Source organism: Chryseobacterium gossypii (assembly GCF_041361455.1).
In the GTDB taxonomy this organism is placed as follows: domain Bacteria; phylum Bacteroidota; class Bacteroidia; order Flavobacteriales; family Weeksellaceae; genus Chryseobacterium; species Chryseobacterium gossypii.
The window spans coordinates 1-22827 of the sequence record NZ_JBGCUR010000032.1; the positions used below are offsets into that span (position 1 = coordinate 1).

Consider the following 22827-nt stretch of genomic DNA (forward strand, 5'->3'; position numbering starts at 1 on the left):
ATGGATTAAAAAAAACATGAGCAGAAAAAAGACTGTCCTTTTGAGACAGCCTCTTGTTTATTTCTAAAAGAGAGTTTATTTATTATTGAAGTCCACCTCTTCTCCGGTATTCAGATTTTCGTTTACATTTTCTTCTTTCTTCTCTGAATTATGTTTTGATGTAGTGTTATCTATCGGTTTTGGATTCTTGATCTCATCGATGGTCTGTAATCCTCCTTCGTCACCATACCCGGCTCCAAGGCTCTTAAGGTCTGAGCATCCGTCTTTCCATTCAGACGGTTTTACAAATTTATCATCAGGAGAAATTTTCAAGCTTTTATCTGCCCAGACTTTTTTCATGAAAATAGCCCAGATCGGCAATGCCATTTTGGCTCCTTGTCCCTCTCCTGTACCATAGAAGTGAGTGGCTCTGTCTTCCCAGCCTACCCATGTTCCGGTTGCCAGCTTTGGTACAATTCCCATAAACCATCCGTCGGAGTTATTTTGTGTAGTACCGGTTTTACCTGCAATTTCCACATCTTTTGAAATTCCTTTCCTTCCCAGCTCACCGGAAGCCGTACCATACTGTGCCACACCTTTCATCAGCTCAATCATGGTATACGCGTATAGAGGGTTCATCACTTCTTTTGGCTCTATATTTACCTCTTTGATCACTCTTCCGTTGGCATCTTCGATCCTCCAGATCATTTCTGGCTTATTGTAGTTTCCATAATTTGCAAAAGTACTGTATGCTCCCAGCATTTCATAAATGGTGATATCGGAAGAACCTAAGGCAATTGTATTGTTTCTTGGAATATCTTCCGTTACTCCCAGGTCTCTTGCTGTTTGAATTACGGCATCTACACCTGTCATTTCTATAAGCCGGGCTGCAACAGGGTTCTGCGAATGAGCCAACGCGTCCTTAAGGGTGAGCATGCCGCCTCTTCCGGGAACATGCCATCCTTTATGGTCATAAGTTGCATTTGAAACTGTTGAACACGGAGTCATTCCTAATTTCATAATTGCGGTTGCATATACAAAAGGTTTGAAGGTTGATCCTACCTGTCTTTTCCCCTGTTTGATATGATCGTATTGGAAATGCTGCCAGTCTATACCTCCCACCCATGCCTTGATTTCACCTGTTGCAGGGACCATGGACATCAGGCCGGCCTGGGCGATTTGCTTATGATATCTGATAGAATCCCATGGAGACATTTCAACTTCCTCTTCACCATTCCACGTAAAGCGGGAAGTTTTAATAGGTTTATGAAATTCCATTAAAATGGAGTCTTCAGAAATTCCGGCAGCTTTCAACTGCTTATAACGTCCGGTCCTTTTCATAGCCTGAATCATCACACTATTGATTTGCTTGTCGGTGAGATAATAGAATGGTCTGTTTTTTCTTCCACGCTGTTCTGCATCGAATCTTTTTTGAAGATCTGTTAAATGTTCTCTGATTGCTTCCTCCGCATATTTCTGCATTTTAGAATCAAGAGTGACATATATTTTCAGTCCGTCCTTATAAAGATTCAGCTTTTTACCATTTTCCTTTTCATAATTTTTGAGATATTCATCAATCTCCTTCTTTAAGTAGAACTTATAATAAGCGGAGTAATCATCACTGATATTTTTAATCGGATGATAATCTAAAGTAATAGGAGTATCAATGGCCTTATCATAAGTTGCCTGATCTATATATCCTGTTTCCAGCATCTGAGATAATACTACATCTCTTCTTCTCTTGGCCCTTTCAGGATTTCTCATGGGGTTATTGGCGATCGGTGCCTCCAGCATGGCAACGAAGACGGCCGCTTCGGGTAAAGTAAGCTGATTGGTACTTTTATTAAAGTAAATTTTCGAAGCCATTTCTATACCATTGGCATTGTAAGTGAAATCAAACTTATTGAAATACAAGGTTACGATTTCCTCTTTGGTATATCTTTTTTCCAGGCTTACGGCAACTACCCATTCCTTGAGTTTCTGAATAATTCTTTTTATAGGATTTCTGGAAGGCTCCTTTGTAAATAAAAGCTTGGCCAACTGCTGGGTGATTGTTGAGCCTCCACCTCTGTCTCCTCCATACCTTACCGCTCTCAAAATAGACTTTAAATCTATTCCGGAGTGCTCTTTGAAACGTTCGTCCTCCTTTGCCTGAAGGGCATAGATAAGATAAGGAGGGAGGTCTTTATAAGTGATAGGCTGGGTTTTTTCTTTTTCAAATTTACCTAGCAGGACACCATCTGAAGAATAAATTTCAGAAGCGACATAGATATCTGGATTTTCCAGCTCCTTTACATCGGGCATCTCTCCAAGAAAGCCCTGTGAAACAGCAAAGAAAAGTCCTGAAATACCTAAAACTACCGCAATGAGTCCAATCCAAATTATTCTAACCCATTTTTTCCAAGATGTATCTTTCTTTTTTTTGGGAGGAAGAGGAAAGGTTTTTCCTTTATTTCCTGTATTTTGTTTGTTTTCTTCCATTGATGATTACGGTTTAGCCGTTTCTATTTTTACTCCGATATCTTCAATTCCCGGTAAATTGTCATTTCTCATTGCCTGAATCAATCCGATTTCATATTTACCTTTTGCCGGAAATTTATAATTCAGTTTATATTGAAAAAGAGTTTCCTTCGTATCTCCAAACCCCGTTCCCAGCCACTCACCATTCGGTTTGGCAAGGATATAATTTAAAGTGTCAGTCTCCTTTTTCTTATTCTGAAGATCAGTGAAATTCACAATAAACCTTATGTTGCCGTAAGGATAATCATTATTATTTCTTACAACAAATATAATATTTTTAGGATTCTGAGGGTCTGAAATTTCAAGATTAAATTTCTGTTCACTTTTCTTATTCCACTTATTATCAACGGAATTCATTATTACATTTTCTCCCGGGGTGCTGCAGCTAAAGAAAAGGATAAGGGGCAATAATCCTAAAATTTTACGCATTTTTGTCTTTTTTTGGAGGATATTTCTTTTTGAATTTCTTCTTATTTGGTTTCTTCTCAGAATCCGGGCTTACCTCTACCTTTTCCAATTGGGCTTTCGGCTGTTGCGGCCGCTGCTGCTTTGGCTGATTAGGGCCGGCATTTACATTCTCAGATTTTTCGGATTTGTTCTTTTTCTGAACATTGTTATTCTGCCTGTTCTGATTTTTATTCTTGTTTCTTCTCTTCTCGAACCGGTCAACATTATTTTCCTGAATCAAATCAACATTTGGTAATGAGATCTCAGGTAGTTTAAGCTCTTCAAGAGGCGGGATTTTTTCACCTTTTTTATTTTTTGCGATCAATCCTTTTACCAGATCAATGTCGAAATCATACCATGCAATGGAGCTTTCCACATAAGCAAACCACATTTTCCTTTTGAAAACATCAATCTTGATACAAAAAGCTTTTCCTTTCTCTGTTTCCAGTGTTGTAGAAGAAGGCGGAAAATCATTCAAAGCATCAAGATAACTGTCTAATTCATAATTAAGGCAGCACTTCAGTTTGCCACACTGCCCGGCAAGCTTTTGCGGGTTAATGCTAAGCTGCTGATATCGGGCAACATTGGTGTTTACAGATCTGAAATCCGTAAGCCATGTGGAGCAGCAAAGCTCCCTTCCGCAGGATCCTATTCCACCCACTTTGGCGGCCTCTTGCCTGAACCCGATCTGCTTCATATCAATCTTAGTTCTGAAGGCGGCTGCATAGTCTTTTATCAGTTGCCTGAAGTCTACGCGGTTATCAGCAGTATAATAAAAAGTTACCTTTGACGCATCTCCCTGATACTCAACGTCTGTAACTTTCATTTCAAGCCCCAGTTTTTGAGCGATTTTTCTTGCTTCTATCTTTACATTATCCTCTTTTTTTCTCGCTTCCTGCCAAACTTCAATATCTTTTTGATTGGACTGTCTGTATATTTTAAGTGCGGATTCTTCAGAAAATTTCTTTTTTTTCATCTGAATCTTTACTAATTCTCCGGTGAGACTTACCACACCTACATCATGCCCCGGACTGGATTCTACTGTTACTACACTACCTATGTGTAAAGGGATATTATTTACATTTTTATAAAACGATTTTCTGTCATTTTTAAATCTGACTTCTACAAATTCGCACCTGTTTGAGGCGGGATTTTTAATATCAGATAACCAATCGAAAACACTTAATTTATAACTATTACCACAGGTATTTACATTTTCACAGCCATTCGCGGTTTTCTTAGGCCCGCAGGAATGTGCAGAATCGCCGGATGTTTTACATCCACAACTCATATAATTATTAATTATTATTTAATCTTGCAAATTTATGTATTTTTATCTTTATGTGATTCTAAAATATTGAAATATTAAATATCATTCTGTTTAAGATTAAACAAAAAATAAGATTATTGTAAAAAATATTGTCAATTATCCTGTATTTGGGCATTTTATATTCCATTTCATCAAACTGTTATTTTAAACATAATTTTCTTTGGATATATCGTTTAAAATATTAAGAATATTTAACAGATGTATCCAAAATAATTTTATATTTGACTTTATATAATAATAGTCTATGAAAAAAATATTAGTATCAACTGCATTATTGGCAGGGGTTTTATCTTATGCGGGAGGCTTCAGGGTTTCTCTCCAGGGGGTGAAACAATTGGCAATGGCACACACAAGTGCACATGCTGAAGATGCAAGTGTGGCATTCTTTAACCCTGCGGGTATGTCATTCATTCCTTCGAAGCTGAGTATCGTGGCGGGAGGGTTTGGAGCAAGCAATAAAGTTACTTTTCAGAACCTGAATACTTTGCAAAGCACAGAGACTGATAACCCGATGGGAACACCTATCTATGCCGCGATTGCTTATAAACCGATAGATAAATTGTCAATAGGGTTTAGTTTTTCAACACCTTTTGGTAGTACTATTGAATGGCCAAATGACTGGGAAGGAAGAGAAATGGTTCAAAAGCTTGAACTGAAGAGTTTTTACTTCCAGCCAATGATTTCCTATAAGTTTAATGACTGGCTGGCTTTTGGAGCAAGCTATATTTATGCGAGAGGAAAGGTAAACTGGGATAAAGCTATTACACAGTTCGGAGGACAGCTTAATCTTGATAGTAAAGCAAGCGGTCATGGGTATGGTTTTGGTTTCTACTTCAGACCAGACCCGAAACTGGATGTAAGTATTGCATACCGTTCGCCTGTTGATATGAAAGCTAAAGAAGGAAAGGCTACATTCCAGTTCCCTTCGGCTTCCATTTATCCTTTGCTGGGCTTAGATACCAGTGGAAAAGACAGCTTTTCTGCGACTTTACCTTTAGTTGAAGAATATACTATTGGTTTAACTTATAAGATCACTCCAAAGTGGTTAGTCTCTGCTGACTTCAATTATCACGGATGGGAAAGATACAGCAAGCTGACACTTGATTTTGCCAATGCTCCTGTTGGCAATCAGCCATCAGACCCTACGGTTTCCGTTTCTCCTAAAAATTTCAGAAATGCAAAAACCTTCAGGCTGGGAACTCAATATGCATTTAGTAATATGATCTACGGCCGTCTCGGGGCATATTATGACGAATCTCCTTATTCAGACGAAAACTTTATTCCGGAAACCCCTTCGTTTAATACCTATGTTGTGACAGGCGGGGTTGGGTTTAAATTAAAACAATTCGGAGTAGATATTGCAGGAGGATATGCAATGCCTCAATCCAGGGATGTGAAGAATGAGAATCTTGGCTTCTACGGACAGGCCAAAGCTACGGCATTCTATTTAGGTCTAGGTTTATCTTATAACCCTTTTTAATTGAAGATTATGAAAAAAATTATAATTTCTACATTCGCAATTTCAGCACTTCTTTTTGCAACGAGTTGCGAGGATGATTTTGATACAGATGTAAAGGATATTGTTGTAACAAAAGGTGAAGCAGATTTTTCCAAGTATGTTGCGTTGGGAAATTCTCTGACGTCAGGATACAGAGACGGAGCTTTATATATTGATGGGCAGAACGAATCTTATCCTTCAATGATTGCCGGACAGATGAAGTTAGTCGGAGGAGGAGAGTTTAAGCAACCTTTAATGGCAGATAATAATGGAGGATTGATACTCAATACACTTGCAGGGCCAACCCAGATTGCAAATACAAAGCTGTATATTAATGCTTTTGTTGACGGAGCTCCTGAGCTTAAAAACGCGAATAATAATACGGCTACGACTGTCGTTAACACAGTTCTGACAGGTCCATTCAACAATATGGGGATTCCGGGTGCGAAAGTTGCCCATTTATTAGCCCCTGGATATGGAAATGTACAGGGGATTCCTACAAAAACAGCCAATCCTTATTTCGTAAGATTTGCATCCAGCCCAACAACCTCAGTGATTGCCGACTTTAAGGCTCAGCATCCTACATTTTTCTCACTATGGATCGGGAATAATGATGCCTTATTATATGCTTTGGCCGGCGGGGATGCTTCTGCGGAGACATTAACCCCACCTGCTCAATTTACGCAATATTACAACGCTCTCATTAACGAGATTGCATCTACAAACGCTAAGGGTGTAATTGCAAATATTCCTAGCGTAACGAATATCCCTTCTCTAACAACTGTTCCATATAATCCGCTTACAGCAGCAGCTCTTGGAGGTGGAAACGTTAATGCAGGTAACGCAACAATTGATAATCTGAATGCAAATCTGTATGTTCCGTTAAACCAGATTTTAACAGCTCTGGGAGCTGGAGACAGGATACAGCCTCTTTCTAAAACTGCCGCTAATCCTTTGCTGATCAAAGACGAAAGCCTTACTCCCCTTAATGCTCAGATCACGGCTGCCGCGCTGGCTTCCGGAAATCCTACGTTAATTGCTCTGGCACCTTACCTGGGAGCTACTTATGGCCAGGCAAGACAAGCTAAGGCAGGAGATTTGGTTCCTCTGACAACCAAAGCAGAGATTGGATCCCTCGAACCAGTACCGCCGGGAGTTCCTGCAAGCCTTGGAGCCAGAGGTGTTGCTTATCCTTTTGCAGATAAATATGTGTTGACAGCAACAGAAGCTGCAGAAGTAAATACAGCCATCGATGCTTATAATGTTACTATTAAGGCTGCAGCCAATGCCAAAGGGTATGCTTTCGTGGATATGAATAAAAAAATGGTTGAATTAAATAGTCAGTCTGGAATTTCCTGGGATGGTGTAAAATACTCAGCCAAGTTTGTAACGGGAGGAGCCTTTTCATTAGATGGAGTCCATCTTACCGGAAGAGGATATGCTATTGTTGCCAACGAATTTATAAAATCAATTAATGAAACTTATAAATCTAATTTACCACAAGTAAATCCAAACAATTATTCAGGAATCAAGTTTCCTTAATAGTGAGAAAAATAAAAACTTAAAAGCCACGGGAGTAATTCTTGTGGTTTTTTTTTAAATTTGCAAAATCTTTTAAAAAGTAAAAATGGCTGATCAGTTAAGTTATTTATTTTGCACAAGGACAAGCAAAGACCTTGCAGAAAAAATTGCCCAGCATTACGGGCAGGAATTAGGAAAAATCAATTTTCAGGAGTTCAGTGATGGGGAATTTGAACCGGTTTTGGATGAATCAGTAAGAGGAGGGAGGGTTTTCCTTATTGGCTCTACATTTCCACCCGCAGACAACCTATTGGAACTTCTTCTGATGATTGATGCTGCAAAAAGAGCCTCTGCAAAGAGCATCACAGTGGTGATTCCGTACTTCGGGCTTGCAAGACAGGACAGAAAAGATAAGCCAAGGGCTCCGATAGGCGCAAAGTTGGTGGCTAACCTTTTAACGGCCGCAGGAGCTACAAGAGTAATGACCATGGATCTGCATGCGGATCAAATTCAGGGATTCTTCGAGATACCTGTAGACCATCTGTACGCGTCTACCATTTTCGTAGACTATATCAAATCTTTGAACTTAGACAATCTTACCATAGCCTCTCCGGATATGGGTGGGGCAAAAAGAGCAAAAAATTATGCCGGCCATTTAGGAGCGGAAGTAGTGATCGCCTATAAGGAAAGAAAAAAAGCGAATGTGGTAGAAGAAATGTTCCTCATTGGTGACGTTGAAGGGAAAAACGTGATCCTTATCGATGATATGATTGATACGGCAGGGACACTTTGCAAGGCAGCAGATATCTTAATGGAGAAAGGAGCAAAAACAGTAAGAGCAATGGCCACTCACGGCGTGCTTTCAGGAAAGGCATATGAGAACATTGAAAACTCAAAATTGATGGAAGTTATTGTAACGGACTCAATTCCTGTAAAAAATAATTTGTCATCTAAAATAAAAGTGCTATCTTGCGCCCCATTATTTGCGGATGTGATGAAGATGGTTCACGAGCACAGATCAATCAGTAGCAAATTTGTTATCTAATTGATTATCATGAGCTTGTAAATTATATGAAAACAATTTTTTTTAAATATTTATAAATGAAATCTATTACAATTCAAGGTACAAAAAGAGAAAGCGTGGGCAAAAAGTCTACAAAAGCTTTACGTGATGCTGAATTAGTTCCTTGTGTTGTTTACGGAGGTTCAGAACCTTTAAACTTTTCTGCGGAAGAAAAGGCGTTCAAAGGTTTGGTATATACTCCTGAAGCACACACGGTATCTATTGAGGTTGATGGTAAAACAATTCCGGCTGTTCTTCAGGATATTCAGTTTCATCCGATTACAGACAAGATTCTGCATGCAGACTTCTATCAGTTAGCTGATGATAAGCCGGTTATTATGGAAGTTCCTGTAAGAATCACCGGACGTTCAAAAGGTGTTGTTGCCGGGGGCGTTTTACGTCAGTCTTTCAGAAAATTAAAGTTAAAGGCTATCCCTGCCAACCTGCCGGATGAAATCGTTGTAGATGTTACTCCATTAAAGATTGGTAACAAACTTTATATCGGTGATATCAAAAATGATGCTTATACGTTCATGCACCCTGACAATGCGGTGATAGTGGCTGTGAAGATGTCTAGAAATGCAATGAAAGGAGGTGCAGCCATGCAGGATGATGAAGATGAAGAAGAAACTGCAGCTGAAGGAGAAGCTCCTGCAGCTGAACCAACTGCAGCAGAATAAGAATTTCTTATTAAATAATGATATAAAACCTGTCAGATTCTGGCAGGTTTTTATTTTTAGATTCGATCTATAATCATTTTCAGACAATAGCCTTTCGGAAAAAAGCCGTAAATTTGAAGAGTTCTAAATAAGAACGGCTTAATTTAAAATTTTAATAATGTTTGATATTCAGGAAATAAGAAATCAGTTTCCCATACTAGATCAGCAGGTGAATGGTAAGCCTTTGGTTTACTTGGATAATGCAGCGACATCTCAAAAACCCCATTCAGTTTTAGACGTTTGCCATAAATATTATACTGAGCTAAATGCCAATGTTCATAGGGGGATTCATACCTTAAGCCAGTTGGCAACTGAAGAAATGGAGCTTGCAAGAAAAAAGATCCGGAAGTTTATTAATGCTAAGCATGATTTTGAAGTGATCTTTACCAAAGGAACTACAGAAGGGCTGAACCTCATCTCTTATATTTTAACGCAGGAAATTAAAAAAGACGATGAAATTATCATTTCATATCTGGAACACCATTCCAACATTGTTCCCTGGCAGTTGCTTTGTGAAAGAACAGGGGCTAAACTCCGCGTCATTCCTATTGATGAAAACGGGGCACTTCAGTTAGAATATTTAGATCAGTTTTTAAGTGAGAAGACAAAGGTTGTGTCCGTAAACCAGGTGTCTAATGCATTGGGAATTGTGAATCCTGTAGAAGAGATTATTGCCAGGACAAGAAAGAATACGGAAGCTTATATTGTAATTGACGGGGCACAATCTGCTCCCCATTTTACCATCGATGTTCAGAAGCTGGATTGTGACTTTTTTGTGTTTTCTGGGCATAAAATGTATGCTCCTATGGGTACGGGCATATTATATGGGAAACAAAAAGTTCTGGAAGCTTTGCCGCCGTTCCATGGAGGAGGGGAGATGATCGCCACCTGTGCTTTTGAAGGGACCACTTATGCGGGGTTACCTTTTAAATATGAGGCAGGCACCCCCAATGTTGGTGGAAATATAGCACTAGGTGCAGCGGTAGACTTTATTGAAAAAGTGGGGCAGCAGAATATACAAAATCATGAAAACGCATTGTTGAAGTATGCCCAGAAGCAGCTTTTAGAAATAGAGCATATCAGAATCTATGGCGAGAAAGTCAAGAGAACAGGTGTAGTGTCATTTAACCTGGAAGGAACAGGGATTTCTTCGGATGTAGGGATGATCCTTGATAAGATGGGAATAGCGGTAAGAACAGGGCACCATTGTACACAGCCGATCATGGACTTTTTCAATATCGCAGGAACAGTAAGGGCCAGCTTTGCGGTCTATAATACTTTCCAGGAAATAGATCTGTTAGTGGAAGGAGTTAAAAAGGCACAGCGAATGCTAAGCTAAATTTAATATAATAGACAGGCACCTCTTTTTGAGGTGTTTTTTCATAATGAACAGGAAATATTGATTCAATATTCTTTATCAATAAAAAAGACCTCACAGGAGGCCTTTTTTTATACTGTAAAATTCATTAAGGTTTCCAGTCCACTACGGCACGGATAAAGGCCTCAGCATTTTCCAGGGGTATGTTCGGCAGGATCCCATGGCCCAGATTGGCAATGTATCTGTCTTTTCCGAACCGGGTGATCATTTCATTAACCATTTTTTTGATGGTTTCGGGAGTGGAGTGCAATCTTGCCGGATCAAAATTTCCCTGAAGGGTCATGGTATGGTTGGTCAGGGTTCTTGCAAGCTCAGGGGTAATGGTCCAGTCAACACCTAATGCAGAAGCTTTGGACAGCGTCATCTCTTCCAGGGCAAACCAACAGCCTTTCCCGAAGACAACCACATGGGTCAGAGAGCTTAAGGCTTCAACGATCTGGTTGATATATTTCCAGGAAAATTCCTGATAATCTTCCGGGGAAAGCATTCCTCCCCAGGAATCAAAAATCTGTACTGCGGAAACTCCTTTTTCAACTTTCCTTTTCAGATAGGCAATAGTAGTATCCGTAATTTTCTGAAGCAGTAAATGAGCTGCCTCCGGCTGCTGAAAGCAGAACGATTTGGCTATATCAAAAGCCTTGCTTCCCTTTCCTTCCACACAATAGCAGAGGATGGTCCAGGGAGAACCCGCGAAACCTATCAGTGGTATTTCATTGTCCAGTTTCTGCAGTGTCAATTCAATAGCATCAAATACATATCCTAAAGTATCATTTACGTCAGGTATCTCAATGCTCTGAACCTGCTCCATGGTTCTGATCGGGGTATCCAGCCACGGACCTACGGATTCCTTCATCTTAAAATCAATTCCCATAGCCTGTGGAACTACCAGAATATCAGAAAATAATATCGCGGCATCCAGAGGAAATCTGCGGATGGGTTGTATGGTAATTTCGGCGGCAAGCTCCGGTGTCTGGCATCTTGTAAAAAAATCATATTGATCACGGAGTGCAATAAATTCCGGCAGATATCTTCCGGCCTGTCTCATCATCCATACAGGTGGCCTTTCCACGGTTTCCCCACGGAGGGCTTTTAAATATAAGTCGTTTTTAATCATAATCTATTTTTAATCAACTCTAAAACAGAGGCCAGACTGTTCCCCTGGGAAGTGAAAATGTTTTTTGATGTAAACCTTCTCAGCTCGTTAGAAGTAGTTTCCCCTATTGAAAAAAGCATCATATCATCAAAAGAATTTTGCTTTGCAAAACTACGAACTCCACTCGGACTAAAAAAAACAGCGGCATGATATTTTTCAGTAATCAAAGGATTGATTTCTTCAGTGTGGTAAACAATAACTTTTTTGTATCTGATATTCTGTAAAGGGAGGCTTTTATCAAGGACATCCAGGGCTATATTCCCGCAAAAGTGTAAGAAATTCTCATGTGAGCAGTGGCTGATGATGAACTGTGAAAGCATTTCTACATTTTTCAGGACCTTGAATGTCCCGAAGCCATGCTTCCTGATTTCTTTTTTTGTTTTTTCCCCTACACAATATATCTTATTATAGTTCTTAGCGGTAAAATCTTCATTGGGTTTAAAATGATTTTTGAAGAAAGAAATAACTCCGTTTACACTGGAAAAAATGAGAGAATAATTTTTAAGATCAAAGGGCCTCACTGTTATGGGGGTGGTCTTAATTACCTCAATGCAGTCAGCCGAGATATCCTTTCCAAGTTCTTTGGATATAGCGGACAGGTCTATATTTTTGGTAAATAGGATTTTTTTCATTTCTCAGGTTGAATATGAGTGAAAGATCGAAAAGTGTCTCTTGATGTCTAGATCTGACTTTTGATCTCGGCCATCAGCTCTTTTCCGCCGTTTTCAAGGACGATCTTAGCAAACTTTTCCCCGAAGTTCTCAGCATCATTGTATTCAAAGTATTCATCTGTGGCAATGCAGTTTTTACCATCCAGTGAACATAAGGCAGCCCTGAATCGGATCTGGCCATCAAAAACTTCCGCAAAAGCGCCGATAGGTGCCGTACAGCCACCTTCAAGGGTTTTTAGAAAATTCCTTTCAATTTCAACACAGATCTCGGTTTGCCTGTGATTGATCTGCCTTACAATCTCATTGATCTCATGCTTTTCAGAATGGCCGGCAACAGCGATTACTCCCTGGGAAGGAGCCGAGATCATCAGCGGAAGCATTTCGTAATCAATGTCCATTTTCATTCTTTTGATTCCTGCCAGAGACAGAATGGTGGCATCAAAATCCTGTTCTTCCAGCTTCTGAAGACGGGTCTGGATATTCCCACGGATATCTGAAAAAGTAGCATCAGGGTAGTGTCTCAGCCAAAAAGCTCTCCTTCTTAAGCTGCTGGTAGCCAGTTTTAATTCATGAAATTCTTTGTTCCTGGCAGTTTCTTTACGGATCAGTACATCCTGGGGATAGTCTCTTTCAAGACAGGCAATAAGCTCAACGTTTTGAGGAAGCTGGGTAGGTACATCTTTCAGGGAATGCACGGCAATATCAATTTCGTCATTCAATAGAGCTATATCCAGATCCCGGGTGAAAACACCGGTAATTCCCAGAGAATATAACGGCTGGTTGAGGTTTTTGTCCCCCGAAGAAACAATCGGAACGATCTCCGTTAAGTAATTATTATTCTGAAGGTGCCTCGCAACCTCTCTTGCCTGCCAAAGTGCCAGTGCGGAATTTCTGGTTCCTATTCTAATGCTTTTCATTGAATTCGTTGTTTGGTTGTTCAACTAATATTTCGTGCATTAATTTACTAATTTCTTCGGCTTTGAGCGGGTTGTCGATGATATATTTTGCAAAACGGTTGGTAATCTTCTGGATCATCTTGTCAGAAAGCTCCATATCCGCTATGTTTATGTATTTATTTTTTTTGTAAAAATTGTGCATTTCATTGCGCTCCATATTTTTCAGGACCGCTTTAAAATGATGGATGTTGGGGGCCAGCTTTCTCTTTTTCTCCCACTCCAGAAAATCTTTCGTCAGCTCTTTGATGATTTTCTCGGCTTTCGGGATCTCTTTTTCCCGCTGCTGAATGGTTTCCTGAATTTGTTTTGAAAGCTCGTCAACGTCAATCAAAGTGACGTTTTTATTATTCGTTACCTCTTTTTCCACATTGTGAGGGATTGAAAGATCGATAACCAGGGTCTCCTTTCCGTTTGGAAAATGGGAAGCATTCACAATAGGATGTTTAGCTCCGGTTGCTACAATAAGAATATCCGTATTTTTCAGCTCCTTATCAAAATCAGAATAGTCGATATGAGGAATATTGTACTTTCGGGAAATTTTTTCTGCAGTTTCCTGGGTTCTGTTTGCAATTTTTATTTTTGGCTGATAAACATGCTTTACCAGATTTTCAACCGTATTTTGCCCGATTTCACCCACACCGAGGAGAAGGATGTTTTTTTCGGTTATTCTTTTCTGGTTATTCAGGATATAATGTACCGCGGCATAAGAAACGGAGGCGGCTCCATTGGAAATGCCCGTCTCGTTTTTTATCCTTTTTGAAATCTGGATGGCGGAATTAATGGCTCTTTCCAGGTATGGATTGGAGTTCCGCCGTTCTTTTTTGAAGCGGGTATAAGCTTTTTTAATCTGGCCGATAATTTCAAAATCTCCGATAATCTGGCTTTCCAGTCCGGCTGCTACCCGGAACAGATGAGTCAAAGCTTCCTCTTTGGTAAGGATATTGGCGAACTGAAGAAAATCCGTAAGATTCACCCCGATCGTTTTGCAGTATTCCTCGGCCACCAAAAGATAATTTGGGGTAGTGGTGTAGATCTCCGTTCTGTTACAGGTGGAAACCACAAAAGCATCTCCCAAATTTTCATCATGGATTCGGGATACGAAGGCTTTAATATTTTCATCAAAAAAAGCAAACTTCCCGCGTGTTTCTACGTCAGCTTTTTCATAGCTTATAGAAAGTACGGCAAAATTAGCAGTTTGATGGATGTTGGAATACTGTAACATAAGCGTCGCAAATTTACGTTTTTTTTAATAAATCATCTTCAGATAATATATATGATAATTATCGTAAAAAACTATAAACCTAATATTCATCGGGGTTCCGCGTAGCTGAAGAAAAACAGCCGCCGGAGAGTTAATGAAATACCCTGAAATTTTAATAAAATTTTAACCAAATTCCTTTTAGATATAATTTCATTGGATGTGTTAAATTTATATCTTTGTAATTCTTAAAAAATCAGAAGTAAAAATATGAGTTTATTTGATATGTTTACGCAAGAAATTGCGATAGACCTTGGAACCGCCAACACTCTTATCATCCATAATAATAAAATTGTTATAGATCAGCCGTCAATTGTTGCCATTGAGCGTTCTACGGGTAGACCGATTGCTGTAGGAGAGCAGGCGAAACACATGCAGGGGAAAACTCACGAGGACATTAAAACCATCCGCCCGCTGAAGGACGGGGTTATAGCAGATTTCCATGCTTCTGAACATATGATCAAGGAGTTTATCAAAAAAATTCCGGGAATTAAAGGTAAATTTATTCAGCCTGCCCTTAGAATTGTAATCTGTATCCCTTCAGGAATCACTGAAGTTGAAAAAAGAGCGGTAAGGGATTCAGCACAGAAAGTGAATGCCAAGGAAGTAAGGCTGATCTACGAACCGATGGCAGCTGCGATAGGGGTTGGAATTGATGTACAAAAGCCGGAAGGTAACATGATCATTGACATAGGTGGCGGTACTACGGAAATTGCGGTAGTAGCCCTGGGAGGTATCGTTTGTGATAAATCTGTAAAAATCGCAGGAGATGTATTTACCAATGATATTGCATACTATTTGAGAACGCATCATAACCTTTATATCGGGGAAAGAACTGCCGAAAGAGTGAAGATCGAAGTGGGATCCGCAGTTGAAGACCTTGATGTGGACATCGAAGATATTCCCGTACAGGGTAGAGACCTTATTACAGGTAAGCCGAAAGAGATCATGGTGGGATATAAGGAAATTGCCCGTGCTTTAGACAAATCCATCATCAGGATTGAGGACGCCGTAATGGAAACGCTTTCTCTCACACCACCGGAACTGGCAGCTGATATTTACAAGACAGGTATTTATCTTGCCGGTGGAGGTGCATTGTTAAGAGGTTTGGCAGACAGGCTGCACAAAAAAACGGGACTTCCTGTTTTTGTGGCGGAAGATCCGTTGAGAGCTGTAGTTCGTGGAACCGGCATTGCACTTAAGAATATGGATAAATTCAATTTCTTAATAAAATAATTTTAACTTTTTACGACTTTATTTCTGAATGGGATTTTTGCTGAGATTATTTTCGAAGAACGCTCTTTTTGTCTTCTTTATATTCCTGCAAATTGTTGCTCTGGTTTTGATGTTCTCTAAAAATGCCATGCAGAAATCCTGGATCGCCGGGCAGACCGCAGCGTTCAACTCTTGGGTTTCCGGATATATTGATGAAGGGGTTTCCTATCTCAAACTTAAACAGATCAACGAAGACCTGATGGCTCAGAATAAAGCTTTGATGATTGAGCTTTACGGAAAAGAAGGCGCTAAAAACCCCGTTTTCAAAAAAGTTCATGATACCCTCGGAGGCGGACAAATCTATACATTTGTAGACGGAGAGATCGTATTTAACAGTATTAACAGGCGGAATAACTATTTTACCATCAACCGGGGCATGAGAGACGGCGTGTTTCCTCAAATGGGAGTAATGTCTCCAAAAGGAATCGCAGGGATCATCATCAACTCTACGAACAGTTATTCGCTGGCCCAATCCGTATTAAGCGTTAACAAAATAAGAATCAATGCTTCCCTGAAAAATTCCGGATATTTTGGTACTTTGACATGGAATGGGGATAACTCGAGGATAATGCATTTATCAGATATTCCTAAATATGTAGCATTGAAAATAGGAGATACTGTTGTTACCGACGGAAAATCCGCGATTTTCCCTAAAGGAGTCATGATCGGGACTGTTGCAGGGTATTCCGTAGATAACAAAACGGGCTTTTGGGATATCTCGGTAGAGCTCAGTGAGAAAATGGGCGCCTTGAGTAAAGTATATATCGTTAAAAACCTGAAAAAAGCCGAAGTTCAAAAGATTCAGGATACCATGCAAGCTGTAATAAAAAAAGAAAATGATTAGCAGGACTTTATTTACGGATATATTAATCATGATTTTTCTTGTTGCATTACAGATCTTTGTTTTGAACAGGATTACCCTGTTCGGGAAATATACTCCGGTATTATATCCCGTATTTGTCATGTTTTATCCTTTCTTCAGAAATAGATTTCAGTTTCTGGCTTTAAGCTTCCTGATAGGGCTTTCCATTGATGCCTTTTTGTATTCCTGGGGAATCAATGCCTTTGCCACCACACTTATCGCTTATTTCAGAACTTTGATTTTCAGAACCTCTACAGATACCTCCACGGATTTTTTTTCTTTTCAATCCCTGCAGTGGGCTCAGTTTTTGCTGTTTCTTTTTTCAAGTATCTTTTTGCACCAGCTTTTAGTACAATATATAGAGTTTTTCAAGCTGAGCAGGTTTTTTGAAATATTATTTAATGTATTGGTAACGAGTATAATTTCGTTTATATTTATAGTTATTTATGCATTAATATTTAAAATCAAACAAAAAGTTTGAACACACGTTATTTAAAAATTTTCACCGTTCTTGTTGTTATTGCCCTCATTTTTGTGGCAAGGCTTGCTTACTTGCAGCTATTCACAGACCGATATGCCTTAAATGCAGCGAATACTTCCATAAAAACCGAATATATTATTCCGCAAAGAGGAGTAATCTTCGACCGTAACGGAAAAATTTTGGTAGGCAACCAGCCGGCTTATGAAATTTCTTTCACCCAAGCCTTAATGAAACCTGATTTTGATACCATAGGCTTTTGTAATTTAATGAAAATATCAAAGGCAGATTTTATCAACAGAATCAGGGCTATTCAAAAAGAAAAATATTACTCCAAGCTGAATCCGATGACTTTCATGAAGGATCTGAGCAGAGAAGATATTGCCAGAGTTCAGGAGATTATTTTTAAATATCCCGCCTTCAGCATCGTTCAAAGACCTCAGCGCCAATATGAAGTTTCCACTTCCGGAAATCTTCTGGGATATACCAGTGAGGTGAATGAAAATGAAATCAAAAAAGATTCAACATATTACCTGCCGGGAGATTTCATCGGTAAAAAGGGTGTTGAAAAATCATATGAAAAAGAGCTTCGCGGGATAAAAGGGATTAAGTATATCCAAAAAGATATCAAGCTCAGAAATATTGGTCCCTATAAAAACGGGACACTGGATAAGGATGTGATTACTGGAAAGGACATTACGTTAACCATCGACTACGATCTTCAGAGAATGGCCGAAGAAATGCTGGTGAACAAACACGGAGCTATTGTAGCCATCGATCCTAATAACGGGGAAATTCTTACATTGGCCACCGGCCCGGACGTTGACCCTAATTTATTCACAGGCCCGAATAAGTCAAAAAACATTTATGCTTTAAATAAAGATACCGTCTATGAAAACAAGCCTATGTTCGACAGGTCTATTCAGGCGGCTTACCCTCCGGGGTCAACGTTCAAATTATTGACGGCCTTAGCAGGCATGCAGATGGGCGTGATGGATGAAAACACTATTTTCCCTTGTGGAGGTGGTTTTAATTACAGAGGGTTAAGAATTAAAGGGCATGGAGGAGCAGACCCCTTAATTCCATCAATTCAGGTTTCCAGCAACTGCTATTTTTCTTATGCTTACTTAGCCATTATCAATAAATATCCTGGTAACCCTTCCAAGGGTGTGGATGAATGGAAAAAGATAATGAACAGCTTTGGGGTCGGACAATATTTAAACAATGACCTGGCTTCAGGAGCTCCCGGAAAGATCCCGTCCGGTGAGTTTTATGAGAGAAGAATGAAAACCATTCTTAAAGCAAGCGGTTCCAAGAAAGACTATAAAAACTGGGATCCCCTGGCAACAGGAGCCGTTTTCAACGGGATGGGGCAGGGAGATATTCTGGTGACACCCCTTCAGCTGGCCAATTATGTTGCGGCCATTGCCAACAGAGGCTGGTATTATACCCCGCATATTGTGAAGGCTGTCGACGGTAAGCCTAATCCGGATCCCCGGTTTAAAAAGAAGCATAAAACACTGGTGGACCCGAGACACTTTGAGCCGGTGCTTAAAGGAATGGAAGCCGTGGTATTAAGAGGTACTGCGCGCGGATTGAAATCAAATGATTTTACGCAATTGGCTAAAACGGGAACAGCACAGGTTCCCCAGGGAAAAGATAACTCAATCTTTGTCCTGATCGCTCCTGCGGATAAACCCAAAATTGTGGTAGCGGCAGTAATGGAACATGCCGGGTTTGGAGCTACATGGGCAGGCCCCGCATGCACCGTAATTGCTGAAAAATATATTACGGGAGACCTTAAGAGGGAGCACCTCTATAAAAAAATGGTGACCTCCAGTTTCATGCCCGAGTATAAAAGACAATGGATTGCAGACCTGAAACGCAAAGGCTTGTATGTAGAGCCACAGCCGGACTCTGTGAAGCTTAAGAGAAAGCAGGATAGCCTGAACTTCATTAAAGAACAAAAAGCCAGGCTGCAAAAGAAAATAGAAGAAGAAACGAAGAATATCAAGAATACAAAATCTGTTAAGCAATGAAATGGACGGAAGGATTAGATAAATTGGGCCTTGGCTTGTATTTCTTGCTCTGTATTTTTGCGATTGCAAATATTTACAGTGTTGACCAGAAATTGGGTGAAAAACAGCTGATATTCTTTTGTATTTCCCTGTTTGTAGGGCTTTTTATCTTTTTTGGAAGAAGCAAATTTTTTGAGAATCTGTCAGGGATTTTTTATATAGGAGGCGTTTTGCTCCTTATTGGGCTTTTCCCTTTCGGTAAAGAAATTCTGGGGCAAAAGAACTGGTATAAATTCGGAAGCTTCACCATGCAGCCGGTAGAATTTGCCAAAATAGGGACAGCCCTTATGCTGGCCAATTATGTGTCAGGGCCTGATTTTAATCTTAGCAATAAAAAATCTCTTTGGGCATCCCTGGGCATTATAGGGATTCCTGCGGTAGTAGTACTGGCAATTCCTGATGTCGGTTCTATGTTGGTGTTCATTGCATTTTTTATTGCCTTATACAGGGAAGGCCTGAGCGAGCTTCTATTTGGAGTAGGATTTCTCTTTGCAGGAGTGTTCCTGATTTCTCTGGCCATACCGCCTATATACGTTGTCATTGCTATTTTGGTTATTGCCGGTGTTTTGATAGCCATGAACTATTACAGGATGTCCTGGAATGTAATTTCCATTTCCGCTATTGCAGGCTCCATAATTTTATTATGTGGACTGGCTTTTGCCTCTCCTTATGTTTTGGAAAAGCTTCCAAAGCACCAGAGGGAAAGAATTGAAGTGCTTTACAAAGGAGAAAAAGCGTTCAGGGATACTTCAGGGTATAATCTGCTGTACTCTAAGACCGCGATTGGCTCCGGTGGACTCCTGGGTAAGGGATATCGTGAAGGATCTGTTACACAGGGGAAATTCGTACCGGAGCAGGAAACTGACTATATTTTCTGCACCGTAGGTGAAGAATGGGGCTTTGTGGGAAGCGCTATCCTGATCCTTTGTTATATGGTCTATATCGGAAGAATCTATTACCTTGCAGAAAGACAGAAGTCCACCTTTAACCGGGTTTTCGGATATTGTTTTGCATCTATCCTTCTTATGCACTTTTCGATCAATTTAGGGATGGTTATGGGGCTTTTTCCAACAGTGGGTATTCCATTGCCATATTTCAGCTATGGAGGAAGCTCATTGCTTGCCTTTTCAATTATGACCTTCATTTTCTTTAAATTAAATTATTCTGATAAAAACAGTCTGGTATAGATGTCCGGGAATAAGCTAATTTCCTGAAGGAATCTTCAAGTTCCGGGAAATATACGAGGATTGTACCTTCACGGGCTGTAATTCTGAATATCCTGATCTTACTGAACTCAGGTTCACGGGCTGAAGTCTAAGCATGGTCAAGCTTTTTTTAAAGCCAAAATTTTCGCTTCTGAAAAATCAAATCTAGGGGCTTTTATACAGACTTGATATTGAAGATTAGCTGAATGTAAGGTATTGTAATAATTCGGAAATAAAATAAAAAAGCCATCAGATCTGATGGCTTCATTATTTAAATCAATTATTTAAAATTAAAAACTTGTTGTAGTGGATGGGGTAGTGACAGCTAAATTATTGTTATAAGCTTCTCCGTTCTCATTGATGATTCTCTTTCCGAACCTGAATTTTGGCCCCCAGTAAGAATCATTAAGCGAAGAGATCATCACTCCCTTTGAGGTTGCTGCATGAATGAACTTGATTTCACCATCTTCAGAAACACTTTCTACGATACCTACGTGAGAAATTCTTCTGCCATGAGAGAAGAAGATCAGATCACCTTTCTGAAGGTTTCCCTTTTCTACCTTTTCTCCTTCCTGAGCTTGGGAAGCAGCCACCCGTGGCAGGCTGAGGCCGGCCGCAGCACCGAACACAGAAAGAACAAAAGCTGAGCAGTCAATACCATTTCTTGTCATTCCTCCGTATCTGTAAGGAGTTCCAAGATAGGTTTCAGCTTCAGCTAATATATTGTCGATGGTTTTATTATATCTGATTGCTTTTGCAATTTCAGAATTTTTAATTGTATTTTTTGCGCTGGCTAAAGAAGCTGCCTTTTCAGCAAGAAACGAATCGATTAGTCTCTGCTTGTCCTGCTCCATTTTCTTGTTGTCAATAGAAGCTAGTTTGGCATTTGTTTTGTATTCTTTAGTGTAAGTTGCTGGTTTTGAAACTACATAATTGGTAACGCAAGATTGTAGTGAAACTGTAGAAACTAAAGCAACTAAATAAAACAAAACTCTTTTCTTCATATATATTTGATTATCCGTGTTAAAAAGGAATATTATTTTCAATAAGCATTACAAAAATATATATTCCGGTTAAAAGAGCTCAGATATGATTATTATCAGCTTCTTATTTTAACACTATTTAACATATTATTTAAGTATGTTAAAGAAAAACAAACCGCAACTGCCTATTTTTGGTCTGGATGCGGTTTTTTTTATTAAGATTTTTTAACAGAATAATCGCTTTTTCCTTTATGGCAGGGAGTTCTTAAAATTTCAATTCAAATTCCGGATCAATTTTTTCTTAACAGTCCATTAAGATCCGTTACTTTATAAGCTTTATTTTCACGCTCTGTCCGTCACGTATTTCTTCTGAGGCATTTTTAATCAGGATATCATCAGGGCCCACCGGGCCTGTAATCATGGTGGTCTCTCCACCCGATATCCCGGAAGTGACAGGAACCCAGCGCGCAATATTTTTTTCAACTCTGATAACGAATACTCCCAATGTTGAATTCAATACTGCTGAGGTAGGTACAGATAATGCATTGTTATTTTGGCTTAAAGGAAGAATTACATTAGCAACCATTCCGGGCAATAACTTTTTATTCTTGTTCGGGACATCCATTTCCACCCATTGTGAGCGGAGCCGGTTATCCAGGGCCCCTGCGAATCTTGCTATCTTAGCGGTGAATGTTTCACCGGGAATAGACTGCACCGAAAACTTTATTTCCCCATCCTTATTCAGGATTCCGGTATATGACTCCGGGACATTGACTACCAAGCGTAATTTATCCTGCTGAACAAGACTGAACATAGGTAATTCAGAGCCTTTTCCCGAAGGCCCCACATAGGCACCGGCGCTTACGTTTCGGGTTACAATATTACCACTGAAGGGAGCTCTGATCTGAAGGTAATTTTTGACATCCATGACCTCCCGGTAAGAAGCTTTTGCCGCTTCCAGCTGCGCCATATCTGATCTTTGGGCTGCAAGTGCCTGTTCAAGATCAAGAGCGGAGATTGTTCCGGGGGTTTTACTGGTTTCTTTTAGTCTTTCATATTTTGCCTTGCTGGCTATGTAGATCGCTTCCTTAGACTTTAATGTGGAGGCGGCAGCATTCTGCTGGGCATTCATTTCAGGAGCTTCCAAAGTGGCCAGCAGCTGGCCGGCAGATACCTCATTCCCAACATCCACATACAGCTTTTTTACGAAACTGCTTATTTTGGCATAAATATCTACTTTTTGATATGGCTGCAGCTCTCCGGGAATAATAGTGGATGTTGAGAAATCGCCCTTCTTCGGGTGGATCGCTTCCATAGCTGGCGGCGAAGGGTCAGCAGCCTTTTTAGTTTCGGTTTTTTCGCTGTAGGCACAATTTTGTAAACTGAAAAACAACAGGGAAGGAACAAAATATTTATAGAATCGGTTCATATTCGTATGTTAATTTTTAATAGC

At 39.8% G+C, this 22827-nt stretch carries 19 protein-coding genes; 10 read left to right on the forward strand and 9 right to left on the reverse strand.

Going from position 1 to position 22827, the window contains the following annotated elements; all coding sequences use genetic code 11:
• Positions 1-75: 75 nt before the first annotated feature.
• From ABMQ40_RS14515 to ABMQ40_RS14525, 3 genes are read right to left on the reverse strand one after another with little or no spacing between them, the layout of a single operon-like run.
• Positions 76-2460 (reverse strand): penicillin-binding protein 1A, encoded by a 2385-nt coding sequence (locus tag ABMQ40_RS14515; RefSeq protein ID WP_370900871.1) that lies wholly within the window; start codon positions 2458-2460, stop codon positions 76-78.
• Positions 2461-2466: 6 nt separating this feature from the next.
• Complete coding sequence (locus tag ABMQ40_RS14520) at positions 2467-2928, reverse strand: gliding motility lipoprotein GldH (RefSeq protein ID WP_370900873.1); 462 nt, start codon at positions 2926-2928, stop codon at positions 2467-2469.
• Complete coding sequence (locus ABMQ40_RS14525) at positions 2921-4237, reverse strand: PSP1 domain-containing protein (RefSeq protein WP_370900875.1); 1317 nt, start codon at positions 4235-4237, stop codon at positions 2921-2923. Before ABMQ40_RS14525 ends, ABMQ40_RS14520 begins: the two co-directional genes overlap by 8 nt.
• 283 nt (positions 4238-4520) lie before the next feature.
• Here ABMQ40_RS14525 and ABMQ40_RS14530 point away from each other — a divergent pair, with 283 nt between their 5' ends.
• From ABMQ40_RS14530 to ABMQ40_RS14550, 5 genes are all read left to right on the forward strand, one after another.
• Positions 4521-5756 carry an OmpP1/FadL family transporter gene (locus ABMQ40_RS14530; protein WP_370900877.1) on the forward strand — a complete coding sequence of 412 codons (1236 nt, stop codon included), beginning with the start codon at positions 4521-4523 and terminating at the stop codon, positions 5754-5756.
• 9 nt (positions 5757-5765) lie between these two features.
• Complete coding sequence (locus tag ABMQ40_RS14535) at positions 5766-7316, forward strand: SGNH/GDSL hydrolase family protein (RefSeq protein ID WP_370900879.1); 1551 nt, start codon at positions 5766-5768, stop codon at positions 7314-7316.
• 85 nt (positions 7317-7401) lie between these two features.
• Positions 7402-8340 carry a ribose-phosphate pyrophosphokinase gene (locus ABMQ40_RS14540; protein WP_370900881.1) on the forward strand — a complete coding sequence of 313 codons (939 nt, stop codon included), beginning with the start codon at positions 7402-7404 and terminating at the stop codon, positions 8338-8340.
• A 56-nt stretch (positions 8341-8396) separates the two neighbouring features.
• Complete coding sequence (locus tag ABMQ40_RS14545; RefSeq protein ID WP_370900883.1) at positions 8397-9038, forward strand: 50S ribosomal protein L25/general stress protein Ctc; 642 nt, start codon at positions 8397-8399, stop codon at positions 9036-9038.
• A 157-nt stretch (positions 9039-9195) separates the two neighbouring features.
• Complete coding sequence (locus ABMQ40_RS14550; protein WP_370900885.1) at positions 9196-10416, forward strand: cysteine desulfurase; 1221 nt, start codon at positions 9196-9198, stop codon at positions 10414-10416.
• A gap of 127 nt (positions 10417-10543) precedes the next feature.
• Here the strand turns inward: ABMQ40_RS14550 and hemE are convergent, their stop codons facing one another.
• Genes hemE through hemA form a run of 4 tightly spaced genes read right to left on the reverse strand, consistent with a single transcriptional unit; the run spans position 10544 to position 14457 of the window.
• On the reverse strand, positions 10544-11569 hold the full coding sequence (gene hemE / locus ABMQ40_RS14555) for a uroporphyrinogen decarboxylase (protein WP_370900887.1): 1026 nt from the start codon (positions 11567-11569) through the stop codon (positions 10544-10546).
• Positions 11566-12240 (reverse strand): uroporphyrinogen-III synthase, encoded by a 675-nt coding sequence (locus ABMQ40_RS14560; RefSeq protein ID WP_370900889.1) that lies wholly within the window; start codon positions 12238-12240, stop codon positions 11566-11568. The genes hemE and ABMQ40_RS14560 overlap by 4 nt, the downstream gene beginning before the upstream one ends.
• A gap of 47 nt (positions 12241-12287) precedes the next feature.
• Complete coding sequence (gene hemC / locus ABMQ40_RS14565; protein WP_370900891.1) at positions 12288-13196, reverse strand: hydroxymethylbilane synthase; 909 nt, start codon at positions 13194-13196, stop codon at positions 12288-12290.
• Positions 13183-14457: a glutamyl-tRNA reductase gene (gene hemA / locus ABMQ40_RS14570; protein WP_370900893.1), complete on the reverse strand. Its 1275-nt coding sequence runs from the start codon at positions 14455-14457 to the stop codon at positions 13183-13185. The genes hemC and hemA overlap by 14 nt, the downstream gene beginning before the upstream one ends.
• Positions 14458-14703: 246 nt before the next feature.
• Here hemA and ABMQ40_RS14575 point away from each other — a divergent pair, with 246 nt between their 5' ends.
• Genes ABMQ40_RS14575 through rodA form a run of 5 tightly spaced genes read left to right on the forward strand, consistent with a single transcriptional unit; the run spans position 14704 to position 20373 of the window.
• Entirely contained in the window at positions 14704-15729 is a 1026-nt protein-coding gene (locus ABMQ40_RS14575; protein ID WP_184188733.1) for a rod shape-determining protein, read from the forward strand.
• A gap of 28 nt (positions 15730-15757) precedes the next feature.
• The gene (gene mreC, locus ABMQ40_RS14580) at positions 15758-16612 is read left to right on the forward strand and encodes a rod shape-determining protein MreC (RefSeq protein WP_370900895.1); all 855 of its coding nucleotides are present in this window, start codon (positions 15758-15760) and stop codon (positions 16610-16612) included.
• Positions 16605-17111 (forward strand): rod shape-determining protein MreD, encoded by a 507-nt coding sequence (locus ABMQ40_RS14585; protein ID WP_370900897.1) that lies wholly within the window; start codon positions 16605-16607, stop codon positions 17109-17111. The genes mreC and ABMQ40_RS14585 overlap by 8 nt, the downstream gene beginning before the upstream one ends.
• On the forward strand, positions 17108-19147 hold the full coding sequence (locus ABMQ40_RS14590) for a peptidoglycan D,D-transpeptidase FtsI family protein (RefSeq protein ID WP_370900899.1): 2040 nt from the start codon (positions 17108-17110) through the stop codon (positions 19145-19147). The genes ABMQ40_RS14585 and ABMQ40_RS14590 overlap by 4 nt, the downstream gene beginning before the upstream one ends.
• Entirely contained in the window at positions 19144-20373 is a 1230-nt protein-coding gene (gene rodA / locus ABMQ40_RS14595; protein ID WP_370900901.1) for a rod shape-determining protein RodA, read from the forward strand. Before ABMQ40_RS14590 ends, rodA begins: the two co-directional genes overlap by 4 nt.
• A 308-nt stretch (positions 20374-20681) precedes the next feature.
• Here rodA and ABMQ40_RS14600 read toward each other — a convergent pair whose 3' ends face one another.
• Together ABMQ40_RS14600 and ABMQ40_RS14605 are read right to left on the reverse strand one after the other, a co-directional pair.
• Positions 20682-21395, reverse strand: a complete 714-nt coding sequence (locus tag ABMQ40_RS14600; protein ID WP_370900903.1) for a C40 family peptidase — start codon at positions 21393-21395, stop codon at positions 20682-20684.
• 301 nt (positions 21396-21696) lie between these two features.
• Complete coding sequence (locus ABMQ40_RS14605; RefSeq protein ID WP_370900905.1) at positions 21697-22803, reverse strand: efflux RND transporter periplasmic adaptor subunit; 1107 nt, start codon at positions 22801-22803, stop codon at positions 21697-21699.
• Positions 22804-22827: the final 24 nt, after the last annotated feature.

Coding starts and splice junctions, on each gene's coding strand:
- ABMQ40_RS14515 (WP_370900871.1), bottom strand. CDS start 2,460: ATGGAAGAAAACAAACAAAATACAGGAAATAAAGGAAAAACCTTTCCT.
- ABMQ40_RS14520 (WP_370900873.1), bottom strand. CDS start 2,928: ATGCGTAAAATTTTAGGATTATTGCCCCTTATCCTTTTCTTTAGCTGC.
- ABMQ40_RS14525 (WP_370900875.1), bottom strand. CDS start 4,237: ATGAGTTGTGGATGTAAAACATCCGGCGATTCTGCACATTCCTGCGGG.
- ABMQ40_RS14530 (WP_370900877.1), top strand. CDS start 4,521: ATGAAAAAAATATTAGTATCAACTGCATTATTGGCAGGGGTTTTATCT.
- ABMQ40_RS14535 (WP_370900879.1), top strand. CDS start 5,766: ATGAAAAAAATTATAATTTCTACATTCGCAATTTCAGCACTTCTTTTT.
- ABMQ40_RS14540 (WP_370900881.1), top strand. CDS start 7,402: ATGGCTGATCAGTTAAGTTATTTATTTTGCACAAGGACAAGCAAAGAC.
- ABMQ40_RS14545 (WP_370900883.1), top strand. CDS start 8,397: ATGAAATCTATTACAATTCAAGGTACAAAAAGAGAAAGCGTGGGCAAA.
- ABMQ40_RS14550 (WP_370900885.1), top strand. CDS start 9,196: ATGTTTGATATTCAGGAAATAAGAAATCAGTTTCCCATACTAGATCAG.
- hemE (WP_370900887.1), bottom strand. CDS start 11,569: ATGATTAAAAACGACTTATATTTAAAAGCCCTCCGTGGGGAAACCGTG.
- ABMQ40_RS14560 (WP_370900889.1), bottom strand. CDS start 12,240: ATGAAAAAAATCCTATTTACCAAAAATATAGACCTGTCCGCTATATCC.
- hemC (WP_370900891.1), bottom strand. CDS start 13,196: ATGAAAAGCATTAGAATAGGAACCAGAAATTCCGCACTGGCACTTTGG.
- hemA (WP_370900893.1), bottom strand. CDS start 14,457: ATGTTACAGTATTCCAACATCCATCAAACTGCTAATTTTGCCGTACTT.
- ABMQ40_RS14575 (WP_184188733.1), top strand. CDS start 14,704: ATGAGTTTATTTGATATGTTTACGCAAGAAATTGCGATAGACCTTGGA.
- mreC (WP_370900895.1), top strand. CDS start 15,758: ATGGGATTTTTGCTGAGATTATTTTCGAAGAACGCTCTTTTTGTCTTC.
- ABMQ40_RS14585 (WP_370900897.1), top strand. CDS start 16,605: ATGATTAGCAGGACTTTATTTACGGATATATTAATCATGATTTTTCTT.
- rodA (WP_370900901.1), top strand. CDS start 19,144: ATGAAATGGACGGAAGGATTAGATAAATTGGGCCTTGGCTTGTATTTC.
- ABMQ40_RS14600 (WP_370900903.1), bottom strand. CDS start 21,395: ATGAAGAAAAGAGTTTTGTTTTATTTAGTTGCTTTAGTTTCTACAGTT.
- ABMQ40_RS14605 (WP_370900905.1), bottom strand. CDS start 22,803: ATGAACCGATTCTATAAATATTTTGTTCCTTCCCTGTTGTTTTTCAGT.